Genomic DNA, 14,758 nt, shown 5'->3' on the forward strand with positions numbered 1-14,758 from the left:
TATAGTCTTATTTTTGTACAGAAAACGAATGCTTGAAAAAAAGTGTACTGAGCAGTACACTTTGAGCTAGTTACAATCTTGCTTTAGTAAATAGGTGTAATACATGGCGTATTACTTGTTGTTCTTAGGAATTTTCTTGAGTGTTTTAAGCGGTTTAATGCTTAAAATTGATAACTCTTTGTTGATATTTGCAGAACATCTTCGTAATGGGCACTTAAATAGCATTGCCGTTATTCTTTCTAAAAGTGGAGGAATGCCTGCAATGCTTTTGCTTTTTGGACTTTGTGCTTTATTTTTTTTATATAAAAAGAAATTTCATACACTGTCTTTTTTATGCATCGGAACATTTGGCAGTATTGCAATTGGTTGGGTACTTAAGTTTTTAGTTGACCGTCCCCGACCCAGTATTGTTTCTCATTTAGTTCCAAGTTATGGCACATCCTTCCCAAGTGCCCATAGCATTTATGCAGCAAGCTTGGCATGTATTACTCTTTATTTAATTCGCCACCTTTCATCTTCGCGACGTCTCTTCTTGCTATTGTTTGTAGGCTGTTGGGCAATGGTGATGGGACTTTCCCGAATTTATCTAGGCGTTCATTACCCTTCTGATGTAATGGCCGGCTGGGGACTAGGTTGTACTTGGATTTCGTTACTATGGATTTTCCAAAATCTAAAAGTAAACCAATGAACTTAAAAATCAAAAGAGGTGTAACAATGAGGTCGGCTAAACTTTGGGTTCCTACCCTCAGTACATGTGCTTTAGCAGTAAGCTTGGCACTTGTAGGTTGCAGTAAAAATTCCGATAATCAACAAAATGCAGCAGCAAGTCAGCAGCAACAAGCAATGCCTGTAGGTGTCATCACCGCACAACCCCAAAATATTGAACAAGCTGTAGAACTTTCTGGTCGTACAACAGCATATCAAGTTTCAGAAGTACGCCCACAAACCAGTGGTGTAATTTTAAAACGATTATTTACTGAAGGTAGTTATGTGCATGCAGGGCAAGCGCTCTATGAACTTGACTCACGTACCAATAAAGCAACGCTCAACAATGCAAAAGCAGCTTATTTACAACAAGAAGCAAATTTAAAATCTTTACAAACAAAATTGCGTCGATATCAACAATTAGTTGCAAGCAATGCTGTTGCAAAACAAGATTATGATGATTTAGTTGGTGAGGTTGATGTTGCAAAAGCTCAAGTTCAAGCAGCAAAAGCTACTGTCGATAGCGCTCAAGTTGACTTAGGTTATTCTACGATTCGTTCTCCTATATCAGGTCAATCTAATACATCTACTGTGACAGCAGGTGCTTTAGTCACTGCAAGCCAAACAACTGCTCTTGTGACTATTCAACAACTAGACCCAATCTATGTTGATATTAATCAATCAAGTACTGAATTATTACGTTTGCGCCAACAGCTAAGCCAAGGTAATTTGGATCGTAGTAATAATACGAAAGTGAAATTACGCTTAGAAGATGGAAGTGATTATTCTGTTGATGGGACATTGGCTTTTTCTAATGCAAGTGTTGATCAAAGTACAGGTACTGTGACATTAAGAGCAGTTTTCCCAAACCCTAAACATCTTCTATTACCTGGTATGTATACAACTGCACGTGTTGTACAAGGTGTCGTACCGAATGCTTATCTTATTCCTCAAGTTGCTGTCACTCGTCAACCAAATGGACAAACCACCGTTATGCTTGCAAATGCTAAGGGAACTGTGGAATCGCGCCAGGTTACAACGCTTGGTGCCCAAGGTCAAAATTGGATTATTACAAAAGGCCTAAATGCAGGGGATCGCGTCATTGTTGATGGTTTAGCAAAAGTAAAAGAAGGAATGCCTGTACAAGCCACACCCTATCAACCTGCTAAAAAGGGATAATATATGGCTAAGTTTTTTATTCATCGACCCATTTTTGCATGGGTAATTGCATTAGTTATTATGTTAGCGGGTATTTTAACTATTTCAAAAATGCCAATTGCCCAATATCCAACCATTGCACCACCTAAAATTACAATTTCTGCAACTTACCCAGGGGCATCCGCGCAAACTGTAGAAAATACAGTCACTCAGATTATCGAACAGCAAATGAATGGCTTAGATGGTCTGCGCTATATTTCATCAAGCAGTTCTGCAACAGGTTCAGCTTCTATTGAGGTGAATTTTAAACAGGGTGTAGATGCAGATATTGCACAAGTACAAGTGCAAAATAAAATGCAAACAGCATCAGCTTTATTACCTGATGCTGTACAAACCCAAGGTGTCACCATTAAAAAATCAGGAGCTAGTTTCTTACAAGTTATTGGTTTTTATTCACCTGATAACAGCTTAGATGGCGCGTACATCAAAGATTACGTCAATAGCCATATTTCAGATACACTAAGTCGTGTAAGTGGTGTTGGTGAAGTACAAGTTTTTGGTGGTTCTTACGCAATGCGTATTTGGTTAGACCCTGCAAAACTTACCAGTTATCAACTCACTCCTTCTGATGTTTCAAGTGCTATTACAGCACAAAACACCCAAGTCGCGGTGGGTCAACTTGGTGGATCGCCTTCGGTTTCTGGACAGGTACTCAATGCAACTGTAAATGCCCAAAGTTTATTACAAACACCTGAAGAATTTAAAAATATTATTCTTAAAAATACATCAGGTGCAATTGTTCGGTTAAGTGATGTTGCCAAAGTTGAATTAGGTTCATCTGACTATTCTTTTGACTCTAAATACAATAATCAATCCGCTGGTGGTGTTGCAATTCGTTTAGCAACTGGTGCTAATGCACTTGATACAGCCAATAACATTGAAAAGGCTTTAAAAGATTTACGCCCGAGTTATCCTAAAGGTTTAAAAGATACGATTGTTTATGACACAACACCGTTTATTAAACTTTCGATTGAAAACGTTGTTCATACTTTAATTGAAGCAATTGCCCTTGTATTTGTCGTGATGTTTTTATTTCTACAAAACTGGCGTGCAACTATTATTCCAACACTTGCCGTACCTGTCGTGGTATTGGGTACTTTTGTTGTTATTAACCTATTTGGCTTCTCAATCAATACATTAACCATGTTTGCCATGGTACTTGCCATTGGTCTATTAGTAGATGATGCAATTGTAGTGGTTGAAAATGTCGAACGTGTGATGAGTGAAGAACATGTTGATGCAGTAAAAGCAACTGAAGATTCAATGCAACAGATTTCAAGTGCATTAATCGGTATTACTAGTGTATTAACTGCTGTATTTGTCCCTATGGCATTTTTTAGTGGAACCACAGGCGTTATTTATCTTCAGTTCTCTATCACTCTTGTAACTGCAATGATTTTATCACTGTTTGTTGCATTAACTTTTACACCTGCATTATGTGCCACTATTTTAAAAGCACATGATAAAGATGCACCGCAAAGCAATAATATTTTTGCACGCTTCTTTAGATGGTTTAATAGCAGTTTTGATCGCCTATCTCACCGTTACCAAAACGGTGTGAACCGCATGACTCACCATCGTGTATTCTCTGGAATTTTTTATATTCTTGTGATTGCCGGTTTAGGCTTTTTAATTAAAACATTACCAACATCTTTTTTACCAGATGAAGATCAAGGTGTTGTCATGACATTGGTTCAGTTACCTGCTAACTCATCGTTAGAACGTACTGATCAGGTGATGACCCAAGTAACCAATCACTTTTTAAATAATGAGAAAAAAGCAGTTGCTTCTGTATTTAGTATTGCAGGCTTTTCATTTACAGGGACAGGCCAAAACCAAGGAATTGCCTTCGTAAAGCTTAAAGATTGGAGTGAACGTACATCTGATGACACACAAATTGGTGGGATTGTGCAACGTGGTTTAGCTATGAATGCAACCATCAAAGATGCTTCTTTAATTTTTCCATTACAACTTCCTTCAATGCCTGAATTAGGGACAAGCCAAGGCTTTGACTTAATGTTAAAAGATACTAATGGGCAAGGTCATGAAAAGTTACTTGCTGCACGTAATGCTATTTTAGGTATGGCCGCTCAAGACAAACGCCTCACAAGTGTGCGTCCAAATGGTATGGAAGATGCAGCACAATATCAAATTAATATTGATCAAGAAAAAGCAGGTAGCTTGGGTGTAAGCATAACAGATATCAACAATACGATGAGTATTGCTTGGGGTGGCAGTTATGTAAATGACTTCTTGGATCAAGGACGTATCAAAAAAGTTTATCTACAAGGTAGCGCTGAAAATCGGATGATGCCTGAAGATTTAAATAAATGGTATGTACGTAATAGTAGCGGTAGTATGGTTCCATTTTCTGCATTTGCAGTAGGCCAATGGACTTACGGGTCACCTAGCCTTAAACGCTACAATGGTATTTCAGCAATGGAAATTCAAGGTAGCCCTGCTCAAGGTGTAAGTTCAGGTGAAGCTATGCAAGCCATGCAAGAAATCATGCAAAAACTTCCATCAATGGGATTAACTGGTTTCTCACATGAGTGGACAGGTTTATCACTAGAAGAAACTGAATCAGGTTCCCAAGGGACTTACCTATATGCTCTTTCATTGATGATTGTGTTTTTATGTTTAGCTGCATTATATGAAAGTTGGTCAATTCCATTTTCTGTATTGCTTGTTGTTCCACTTGGCATTATTGGAGCATTAAGCTTAACTTTCTTCGGTTTTACCGTTTTGCATAATACTGGGCTTGTAAATAATATTTATTTCCAAGTTGCCATGATTGCGGTGATTGGCTTATCTGCTAAAAATGCAATTTTAATTGTAGAATTTGCCAAAGAGCTACAAGAAAAAGGGGAAGATCTTTTTGAGGCGACTTTACATGCTGCCCGACTACGTCTACGACCAATCATCATGACAACACTTGCCTTTGGATTTGGTGTACTTCCACTTGCTTTATCATCAGGTGCAGGTGCAGGTAGTCAGCATTCTGTTGGCTATGGTGTATTAGGTGGTGTCATCAGTTCAACATTACTTGGAATTTTCTTTATTCCTGTTTTCTTTGTTTGGATTCGTAGTATCTTTAAGTACAAACCCAAAAATACACACTCTCAGGAGCAAAAATCGTAATGCAAACTTTTGGACGCATTGCAGTTTCTGCGCTTACGCTTGCTTTGGCTGCTTGCCAAAGCATGCGGGGGCCCGAACCTGTTACAAAAACAGATGTTCCGATGCAATATGCATCTAATAATCAAGGAACTTCTATTGCAGCGCAAGGCTACAAAAACTTTTTCTCTGATGCGCGTTTAATACAAGTTATTGATTTAGCACTTGCTAATAACCGTGACATGCGTACGGCTATATTAAATATTCAAGAAGCCCAAGCTCAGTATCAAATTACGAAAAAAAATCAATTGCCTACATTTGATGGAAGTGCCGGTTTAACACGTAGCAGTACTCTAAGTACTTCTTATCAACCAACCAGCGTTTATAGCGTAGGAGTAGGTACAACTTCTTATGAACTAGATTTTTGGGGACGTGTAAGAAGTTTAAAAGACGCTGCTTTAGATAGTTATTTAGCGACGCAAAGTGCACGCGATGCAACACAAATTAGTTTAATTAGTGAAGTTGCTGAAGCTTGGCTTACATATTCATATAGCTATGCAAACCTACAACTATCACAGCAAACTTTAGCTTCTCAAGAACAGGCTTACACTTTAAATAAAAAGCGTTTTGATGTGGGCATTGACAGTGAAGTGCCACTAAGACAAGCACAAATTTCTGTAGAAACTGCACGCGCAGATGTGGCAAATTACAAAACACAAGTTGCTCAAGCACAAAATGCTCTTAACTTATTAGCTGGACAAACAGTTCCAACAGATCTATTGCCAAAACAAACGGTAAAAATAATTACAGAGCAGAAACTACTATCTTCTGGCTTACCAAGTGATTTATTACAAAACCGTCCAGATATACAACAAGCACAATATCAACTCAGTGCAGCAGGTGCGAATATTGGTGCAGCAAAAGCCAAACTATTTCCTACTATTAGTTTGACTAGCTCTGCTGGTTACTCATCAACAGAATTATCTAACTTATTTAAGTCGGGTACATTCGTTTGGTCTTTTGCACCGAGTTTAGATTTACCAATATTTGACTGGGGCACGCGTAAAGCCAATATTCGTGTTTCTGAAATTGAGCAAAAACTTTATATCACAAGTTACGAAAAAACAGTTCAAACTGCTTTTAAAGAAGTCAGCGATGTATTGGCGACGCGTCAGAACCTAGACGAACGTTTAAATGCTCAGCGCCGTTTGGTAGAAGCAACAAATCGTGCTTATCAATTATCTACTGCACGTTTTCGAGCAGGGATCGATAATTATCTAACTGTACTTACATCTCAACAAAGTTTCTATACTGCACAACAAACGTTATTAGCTTTAGAGCAATCTAATCTCAATAATCAAATTGAGCTATATCAAACACTAGGTGGTGGTGTAAAAACCTATACAGCTGATCAAATTCAGCACCAACCTTCAAGTCAAGAATTACGTCAGCAATAATCATAAAAAACGCATCTTCGGATGCGTTTTTTATCAGCTATTCATTTTTTTTAAAAATTTTAAAAAATGATCAATGTAATATGGTGCAGATTCAAGCTGTACCTCATGCCCTAAGCCTTCCAAACGTTTGTATGCCATACTTGTACTTACCTGAATAACGCCATTTAAGGTTTTATCCACCACAAAATTAAACTTTAACATTGCTTTAGGTTTACGAATAAGAGCATCCACCCCTGTATCAATCATTTTTGTAAGCTGTGAAAATGCTTGTGGAATAGAGGATTTATCCCCTGCTAATACACGCTCTATGGCATCTAGTGCTGATTGTACAATTACTTCGTCGACATCATAACGCACAAAAATATTTTCTTCTTCTTTAACAATGCACGTTGCAAAATAATTTACCATTGGCAATAAACGTTCATTACCAAAAAATGCCACTGCCCAAGGTAAGTATTTTTTAAAAGCAGATAGTACATGCTGAATCACCTTTTCGGAATCTTCAGCAACTTTATACCCTTCAGGACGTGTCAAACGCCTCTTTTGTTGTTCTAATAAATCAATAAAAACTTGCTGTATCACCTGAATAGACACCGATGCCAAGACATCGCCCAACTCATGTGCCATTTTTTTTGTTGTGCCTGCATTCAACTCATTTTGAATTGCGATAAATTGATCATAAGATGTCTGATCTACCTTTAAATAAACCGCATATCCCATAAAAAACCCCATTATTGCCTCTTAAGCACAGTTTAACTTGAATATGGGTTCAGTACTTTCTATTTTTTGCTACAATAACTTTAATTTTTATTCACTTTTGATCTGTTAATTATGACCGAAGCTCAGAATATTGCGACAACTTACGATCCAACTGAGATCGAAAAAAAATGGTACAAAACTTGGGAAGAACAAGGCTACTTTAAGCCATCAGGTCAAGGTGAATCATTCTCCATCGTCATTCCGCCACCAAACGTAACAGGTAGCTTACACATGGGGCATGGCTTTAATAATACCATTATGGATGCCCTCACCCGTTTTAACCGTATGATGGGTAAAAGTACACTTTGGCAACCTGGCACAGACCATGCAGGTATTGCAACGCAAATGGTAGTAGAGCGCCAACTCGGTGCACAAAATATTAGCCGTCACGATCTTGGGCGTGAAAAATTTATTGATAAAATTTGGGAATGGAAAGAACAATCAGGCGGTACAATTACGCGTCAAATCCGTCGCCTAGGTTCTTCTGTCGATTGGTCTCGTGAACGCTTTACCATGGATGAAGGCTTATCTAACGCAGTGAAAGAAGTCTTTGTTCAATTACATGAGCAAGGCTTAATTTACCGTGGCAAACGCCTTGTCAACTGGGATCCAAAACTACAAACAGCACTTTCAGATTTAGAAGTTGAAAACCATGAAGAAAAAGGTTCTTTATGGCACTTTAAATACTTCTTTGAAGATAAGTCACTTCAAACAACAGATGGTAAAGACTATCTTGTGGTTGCAACCACTCGCCCAGAAACTTTACTTGGCGATACAGCAGTTGCTGTTCACCCTGAAGATGAGCGTTACAAGCATCTGATTGGAAAAAACATCATTTTACCAATTACAGGACGTTTAGTACCTGTGGTTGCAGATGAATACGTTGAAAAAGATTTTGGAACAGGCTGTGTAAAAATTACCCCTGCACATGATTTTAACGACTACGATGTTGGTAAACGTTGTGAACTTCCAATCATCAATATCTTTAATAAAAATGCCGAAGTTTTAGCAGAGTTTGAATACATTTCAAAAGCAGGCGAACAAATTTCTAAAACTATCTCTGCTCCATCTGAGTATGTCGGTGTAGAGCGTTTTGCTGCGCGTCAACAATTGGTTGAACAAGCGGAAGCAGAAGGTTGGTTAGAAAAAATTGAACCATACGACCTTAAAGCACCACGTGGCGACCGTTCGGGCGTTATTGTAGAGCCATTACTGACAGACCAATGGTATGTAAAAATTGCACCTTTAGCAGAACCTGCTATTGAAGCTGTAAAAGATGGCCGTATTAAATTTGTGCCTGAACAATACACCAATATGTATATGGCATGGATGAATAACATTCAAGACTGGTGTATCTCACGTCAGCTGTGGTGGGGTCATCGTATCCCTGCATGGTATGACGAGCAAGGCAATATCTATGTTGGACGTAATGAACAAGAAGTTCGTAGCAAACATAACCTTGCAGATACGGTTGAGCTTAATCAAGATGAAGACGTTCTAGATACATGGTTCTCATCGGGCTTGTGGACTTTCTCAACACTTGGTTGGACAGGCGACCAAGCACAAGATGCAGCCAATGAAATCTTAAAGAAATTTCACTCAACTGATGTGCTTGTAACAGGCTTTGACATCATTTTCTTCTGGGTTGCCAGAATGATTATGATGACCATGCACTTTATGAAAAATGAAGATGGAACACCACAAATTCCATTTAAAACCGTATATGTACATGGTCTAGTACGTGATGGCGAAGGACAAAAAATGTCTAAGTCTAAAGGTAATGTACTTGATCCTTTAGACCTCATTGACGGTATTGATTTAGAAAGCTTAGTTGCAAAACGTACTACGGGGCTCATGAACCCTAAACAAGCGGCTAAAATTGAAAAATCAACACGCAAAGAATTCCCAGAAGGCATTAACGCTTATGGTACTGATGCCGTACGCTTTACATTCTGTGCACTAGCTAATACAGGGCGTGATATTAAGTTTGATCTTAAACGTGTAGAAGGTTACCGTAATTTTTGTAACAAAATTTGGAATGCTACCCGTTTTGTTCTAATGAATGTAGAGGGTCAAACCGTTGCACAAGAAGCACGCCCAGATTTATGGGAACTTCCAGAGAAATGGATCGTAAGCCGTCTACAAAAAGCAGAACAGGCCGTACACCAAGCATTTACAACCTACCGTTTAGATATTGCAGCACAAAGTATTTATGACTTTATTTGGAATGAATATTGCGATTGGTATGTAGAGCTAACAAAGCCTGTTTTAAACGATGCCAATGTATCTGAAGAACGCAAAGCCGAAGTACGCCGTGTACTTCTTAGTGTGATGGAAACTTCTTTACGTTTAGCACATCCATTGATGCCGTACCTGACCGAAGAAATTTGGCAAACACTTGCCCCAATGGTTGGTAAAGGTGGTGATACCATCATGACTGCATCTTACCCTGTACCTGAGCAAGATAAGTTAAATGAACAAGCCGAAACTGATATGAGTTGGTTGCAAGGCTTAATTGGTGCTGTACGTAATATTCGTGGTGAAATGGGCTTAGGTAATGCTCGCCTACTCCCTGTGTTGCTTAAAAATATTTCAGATGCAGAACGTATACGTATCGAACGTATTGAGCCATTGTTTAAGGCATTAGCAAAAGTAGAAAATATTGAGTTCTTAAGTGCAGACCAAGAACCACCTTTATCTTCTTCTTCTGTGGTCGGTCATGCGTCTGTTTTTGTACCTATGAAAGGATTGATTGATCCAAAAGCGGAATTGACACGTTTGCAAAAAGATTTTGATAAAATCCAAAAGCAACATGATCAAATTGCAAATAAATTGGGCAATGAAGGTTTTGTGAAAAAAGCACCACCTGCTGTGGTAAAAGGTGAAAAAGTAAAACTAGCTGAGCTTATAGAACAGCTAGAAAAAATTAAACACAATATGGAACAGATTGCAGATATGTAAAAAAGAGGGCTGATCTATCAGCCCTTTTTTTAAATTGTTCTATATGGTAAATTTCACTTTGAATTTTAGGTTCTCTTGTTTTTATGCAACACCATTATCACGCCTTTTTAACTCAAACAGCACCGCAACAAGAAAAGTCAATTAAAGCTTACAGACTTGAAAATGGTACAAAAGTTTGGTTAAAAAAATCGGTATCTCGCCATTCAAAATGGCTTTATATGCTCGTACAATCTCTTGCTCATATTTGTCAACTTGATTTATTACTACCAGTACGTAACTATGGCGGTAAAGAGGCAATCCAATGTGAAGCTAAACGATTGGATACACTTGCAAATTTAGGTATTCGAGTACCCAAGGTATTAGCTACCTCAGATATGGGATTACTTATTGAAGATATGGCCTCTCATGACAAAAACCTATGCCAACTTGACAAGGCCTTAGCTCAAGAAACAAATTTTGAAAAAAGAAAAGAATTATTTAAAATAACTGTTTATGAAATACAAAAAGTCCATAATAAAAAGCAATATTTAAGTGAAGCATTTGCACGTAACATTTTAGTTGATAGTCATCGTAATATTTCATTTATTGATTTTGAAACAGATCCAGCAACTGTATTTGATTTGAAAACTAGTCAGACGCGTGACTGGCTTTGTTTTTTATTTTCAACCACATTTAGATTCTCAGAGCTAGAAAGAGTTGAGATTATTCAACTTATTAAAAAAGAATTAACAACAGATACATTATCTAAGTTATACCAGCTTGGACGGCGTTTTGCTTGGCTTAATAAAATTGGTGTAGAAAATTTTGGTAATGATGGCAAACGTCTCAAAATTTTTCTTTTATTTTTAGAAAATTTAGGGAAGCGGTAACTTAACACATACTTTTAAACCACCTAAATCTTCACTTTTTCCAAAAACAAGTAATCCACCTATACGCTGTGTGGCTTTTTGCACAATAGAAAGCCCCAAACCACTACCTACTTCTAAATGATGATGAACACGGTAAAAGCGTTTGAGTACTTCTTCATATTGTTCCTGTGGAATACCAGGTCCACTGTCTTCAATACATACAAATGCAGATTCATCATAAAATACTGAAATATTAATCACGCCTTGATTTGGTGTGTACTTAATCGCATTATCAATCAAATTATAAATAATTGAATGTAATGTTGGCTCATGGCTTTTAATTATAATTTCTTGATTGCGTTCAAACCCTAAGTCAATGTCTTTTTCCATCGCAAGATTCATTAACTGCTCAACGCAATTGAGTGCAACATCATTTAACTTAAATTGCGTTTGCTTTTCAGATAACGATGTATCTTGTTTGGCAAGTGCTAAAAGTTGACTAACAAGATGTTGAATACGTGCTAATCCTTTACTTAAATTAATCAGTGCAGAGTTTTCAGGAAAATCACGCAACAAAATTTTAGTTTGTAAATTGAGTGCTGTAATAGGTGTACGCAATTCATGTGCAGCATCTGCCACAAATTGCTTCTGCTCTTGTTGAGTTTTAGAAATTCGATCAAATAAATAATTAATTTCATGAATAGCAGGAAGTAGTTCAATCGGATAATGTTGATCATCGATATGACTCAGTTCATTTGAATCACGCTGTGCAAGTTCACTTTTCATATCATCTAGTGGTTTTAAACTACGGCGAATAATCCAAAAAATAACCAACATTACCAACGGCATAATCAGCAAAAATGGTAAAACCATGCTCCATGCAAGTTCAAAAGCCAATACTTGGCGTACACGTTGGTTTTGACTAATTTGCACCTGATAATTTTTTGTGGGTAATACATAGGTATACCATGTGCCTGTATCGGTTTCGTGCTGATAAAATCCTGCTTTTTTCACTTGTGGTACAAGTAACTGATTATTGTCTAATTCATCTAAATCATCATAAGACCAAATATCAATAAACAGTTCTTCTTGTTTTTGATCTGAATCTAAATCAAGCTGGCTATGCGTTTTTTGTAAATCTAAAATACTGGCACGGGTTGCTAAAAACTGCATTTGTGCATCTAAAATCCGCGTCAGTTCTTTTAATGCAATATGATACGTAGAAAACATCAGTACCCCTGCCATCACCAAACTTAATAGTGAAGTTAAAACGACTAACCGCGTACTGAGAGAATTTCTACGTTTGGTCATTAGCTATGTCCTAAACGGTAACCTAAACCACGTATAGTACGGATAAAATCCTTACCTAATTTGGCACGTAAATGATGAATATAAACTTCAATGGTATTACTTGAAACTTCACTATCGAAGTCATACAACTTATCTTCTAAATTTGCCTTAGAAAAAATCTTATTTGGATGCGTCATTAATGGAATTAAAATTGCCCATTCACGGTTAGACAACTCCAACATTTGCCCTTTATATTGTGCAATATGCTGTTCCACATCTAAGGTCAATTCACCATTTTTAAGCACTTTTTCGGCATTGATAGTTTGTGCATCTAAGCCTGCACGGCGTAACAGTGCTTGAATACGTGCAAGTAATTCTTCAAATTCGTACGGTTTAACCAAGTAGTCATCAGCACCTTGGTTTAATCCTTCAACACGGTTTTCCAATTGGTCACGTGCTGAAATAATTAATACAGGAATTTGTGTTTTCTGACGGACTTGTTTAAGTACTTGCATACCGTCCATCATAGGCAAACCTAAATCTAACAAAATGAGGTCGAATTTTTGTTTCGTCAGCTCAGATAATCCATCTAAACCGTTGTTAAACCATTCAACATCGTAACCATGATATTTAAGTAACGTAATCGTTGACTCAGCAATCATGAAATCATCTTCAATAATGAGTATTTTTGCCATGTGATGCGCTCTATTTTGTTGTGCTAGCACAATGTGACAGCAAATCTAGTTTTAAATCAATTGTTTGACTTTTTACATCAAGCAAACTTAAAAGGGTTGGAAATAAATTATCTTGTCCAACTTTACTATTTTTTTGTGTTCCTAAACACTGAATTTGTTGTTGGTTCCAATCAGGCGAAAACCACATCATCATAGGAATATGCGTTTGTTGAGAAGGTGCAAATGCATATGGTGCACCATGCAAGTACAAACCATTTTCACCTGTCGATTCTCCATGATCTGATAAATACCAAAATCCTGTTTGATACTTAGTTGTATCATGCAACTGATCAAGTACTTGTTTTAAAATATGATCTGTATACACAATACTATTATCATAGCTATTAATTAAGTTTTGATGTGCACAGTCTTGAATGGTATTTGTATCACACGTTGGTTTAAACGGCGTAAATTCAGGTAATGTACGTGCATAATACGCAGGTCCGTGGCTTCCCATTTGATGAAGCACAACTAATTGTGGGGTATGGTCATTTTCAGGAATACTTTTTATATACCGTTGTAAACTCGCCACAAGGACACCATCAGTACAGTATTCACGTCCTTCACAGTATTGTTTTTGAATATCTTTTGGAATTTGGTACTGATGAACTCGATCACATGCACCTTTACAGCCTGAATTATTATCAATCCAAGTGACCTTATAGCCTGCACGTTGCATAATGTCTAACAAACCCTCACGATGCGATGCTAAACGACTATCATAATCAACACGTGGCATACCAGAAAACATACAAGGAACCGAAACTGCTGTTGCCGTGCCACAAGAACTTGCCTGATTAAAATTAATTAAATCGCTGACTTTAGATAACTCAGGATTGGTTTCTCGTCCATAACCATTTAAAGAAAAACTCTCTGCACGCGCTGTTTCCCCGACCACAAGCACCATTAGTTTTGGTTTACCTGCCACTTTATTATGTGTTGCATCTTCACCATACTTCACTAAGGGTAATGGTTTATAAGATAATTTTTTGTAGTAGCTCAAACCCGCATTAAAGGTACTATTAGGAGAAATTAGTAATCGAATTTCACGATGTCCACGAAATAGTGAACTAAAATCAATATAACTGGCATAAATTAAACCACCTGCCACAATAAGAGAAGCAAAAATAGTTAGAATTTTTGAGATTAACTGTTTAAAAAATGTCGTCTTTTGAACAGGAATAAAAATAACAACAAGACTAGGTAAAATCACTGACCAAATTAAAGTTAAAATAAAATCACTTGAAAATAAATTTGTGACTTCGCGATGATCGGTTTGCATCATATTTTGGATTTGTTCAGGGGTCATCATCACACCCATACTATTAATAAAATATGCGCTACACCCACCCACAATAATCATCAAAATAGCAACAATTTTTTTTGTCCATTGCCAAGAAAGTAATTGTAAAACAATAAAATAGTAACTACTTAATACCAACACAAGAGAAAAAAGCCAAAAACCTGCATGAACACCTGATAAACCAGAATATTCAACGGCTTTTTTAAAAAAGCTAATATTAAGTGCACATGCAAGCCACACTGCAACTAACAAATTAAAACAGTTGAGTGAGATGGTTTTCTTAAAAAAAATTTGCATGCAATAAGCTTCCTTGTGTCATTGTGCAATTTAAAAAAATCATCTTAAAAAACACTTAAACGGTAAGAG

The 14,758-nt window shown here is 37.2% G+C and carries 9 protein-coding genes and 1 pseudogene; 6 read left to right on the plus strand and 4 right to left on the minus strand.

Annotated features, from left to right (window positions below; all coding sequences use genetic code 11):
* Nucleotides 1–103 precede the first annotated feature (103 nt).
* From PCI70_RS04620 to adeC, 4 genes and pseudogenes are all read left to right on the plus strand, one after another.
* Nucleotides 104–688, plus strand: coding sequence for a phosphatase PAP2 family protein (locus PCI70_RS04620; protein ID WP_269914178.1), 585 nt, complete (start codon nucleotides 104–106; stop codon nucleotides 686–688).
* A gap of 26 nt (nucleotides 689–714) precedes the next feature.
* Nucleotides 715–1,866, plus strand: a pseudogene (locus tag PCI70_RS04625) (efflux RND transporter periplasmic adaptor subunit); the annotation flags it as partial.
* 21 nt (nucleotides 1,867–1,887) lie between these two features.
* Nucleotides 1,888–5,064 carry an efflux RND transporter permease subunit gene (locus tag PCI70_RS04630; RefSeq protein WP_269914179.1) on the plus strand — a complete coding sequence of 1,059 codons (3,177 nt, stop codon included), beginning with the start codon at nucleotides 1,888–1,890 and terminating at the stop codon, nucleotides 5,062–5,064.
* Complete coding sequence (gene adeC, locus PCI70_RS04635; RefSeq protein WP_269914180.1) at nucleotides 5,064–6,497, plus strand: AdeC/AdeK/OprM family multidrug efflux complex outer membrane factor; 1,434 nt, start codon at nucleotides 5,064–5,066, stop codon at nucleotides 6,495–6,497. The genes PCI70_RS04630 and adeC overlap by 1 nt, the downstream gene beginning before the upstream one ends.
* Before the next feature lie 33 nt (nucleotides 6,498–6,530).
* Here adeC and PCI70_RS04640 read toward each other — a convergent pair whose 3' ends face one another.
* Nucleotides 6,531–7,229, minus strand: coding sequence for a hypothetical protein (locus PCI70_RS04640; RefSeq protein ID WP_269914181.1), 699 nt, complete (start codon nucleotides 7,227–7,229; stop codon nucleotides 6,531–6,533).
* A gap of 99 nt (nucleotides 7,230–7,328) precedes the next feature.
* On the opposite strand from PCI70_RS04640, the gene PCI70_RS04645 reads away from it, so the two are divergent.
* The gene (locus PCI70_RS04645) at nucleotides 7,329–10,217 is read left to right on the plus strand and encodes a valine--tRNA ligase (protein ID WP_269914182.1); all 2,889 of its coding nucleotides are present in this window, start codon (nucleotides 7,329–7,331) and stop codon (nucleotides 10,215–10,217) included.
* A gap of 83 nt (nucleotides 10,218–10,300) precedes the next feature.
* Entirely contained in the window at nucleotides 10,301–11,086 is a 786-nt protein-coding gene (locus tag PCI70_RS04650; RefSeq protein WP_269914183.1) for a hypothetical protein, read from the plus strand.
* On the opposite strand, the gene PCI70_RS04655 is transcribed toward PCI70_RS04650, so the two are convergent.
* Genes PCI70_RS04655 through PCI70_RS04665 form a run of 3 tightly spaced genes read right to left on the minus strand, consistent with a single transcriptional unit; the run spans nucleotide 11,072 to nucleotide 14,689 of the window.
* A complete protein-coding gene (locus PCI70_RS04655) occupies nucleotides 11,072–12,376 on the minus strand; it encodes an ATP-binding protein (RefSeq protein WP_269914184.1) in 1,305 nt (434 codons plus the stop codon). The two genes, PCI70_RS04650 and PCI70_RS04655, sit on opposite strands and share 15 nt — an antisense overlap.
* Nucleotides 12,376–13,050 carry a response regulator transcription factor gene (locus tag PCI70_RS04660; protein ID WP_269914185.1) on the minus strand — a complete coding sequence of 225 codons (675 nt, stop codon included), beginning with the start codon at nucleotides 13,048–13,050 and terminating at the stop codon, nucleotides 12,376–12,378. Before PCI70_RS04660 ends, PCI70_RS04655 begins: the two co-directional genes overlap by 1 nt.
* 10 nt (nucleotides 13,051–13,060) lie before the next feature.
* Entirely contained in the window at nucleotides 13,061–14,689 is a 1,629-nt protein-coding gene (locus PCI70_RS04665) for a phosphoethanolamine transferase (RefSeq protein WP_269914186.1), read from the minus strand.
* Nucleotides 14,690–14,758: the final 69 nt, after the last annotated feature.

This window comes from Acinetobacter sp. HY1485, from assembly GCF_027568475.1.
Taxonomy (GTDB): Bacteria; Pseudomonadota; Gammaproteobacteria; order Pseudomonadales; family Moraxellaceae; genus Acinetobacter.

What these genes read in the sequence shown, in the direction of transcription:
- PCI70_RS04620 (WP_269914178.1), top strand. Translation starts at nt 104, where the DNA reads ATGGCGTATTACTTGTTGTTCTTAGGAATTTTCTTGAGTGTTTTAAGC.
- PCI70_RS04630 (WP_269914179.1), top strand. Translation starts at nt 1,888, where the DNA reads ATGGCTAAGTTTTTTATTCATCGACCCATTTTTGCATGGGTAATTGCA.
- adeC (WP_269914180.1), top strand. Translation starts at nt 5,064, where the DNA reads ATGCAAACTTTTGGACGCATTGCAGTTTCTGCGCTTACGCTTGCTTTG.
- PCI70_RS04640 (WP_269914181.1), bottom strand. Translation starts at nt 7,229, where the DNA reads ATGGGGTTTTTTATGGGATATGCGGTTTATTTAAAGGTAGATCAGACA.
- PCI70_RS04645 (WP_269914182.1), top strand. Translation starts at nt 7,329, where the DNA reads ATGACCGAAGCTCAGAATATTGCGACAACTTACGATCCAACTGAGATC.
- PCI70_RS04650 (WP_269914183.1), top strand. Translation starts at nt 10,301, where the DNA reads ATGCAACACCATTATCACGCCTTTTTAACTCAAACAGCACCGCAACAA.
- PCI70_RS04655 (WP_269914184.1), bottom strand. Translation starts at nt 12,376, where the DNA reads ATGACCAAACGTAGAAATTCTCTCAGTACGCGGTTAGTCGTTTTAACT.
- PCI70_RS04660 (WP_269914185.1), bottom strand. Translation starts at nt 13,050, where the DNA reads ATGGCAAAAATACTCATTATTGAAGATGATTTCATGATTGCTGAGTCA.
- PCI70_RS04665 (WP_269914186.1), bottom strand. Translation starts at nt 14,689, where the DNA reads ATGCAAATTTTTTTTAAGAAAACCATCTCACTCAACTGTTTTAATTTG.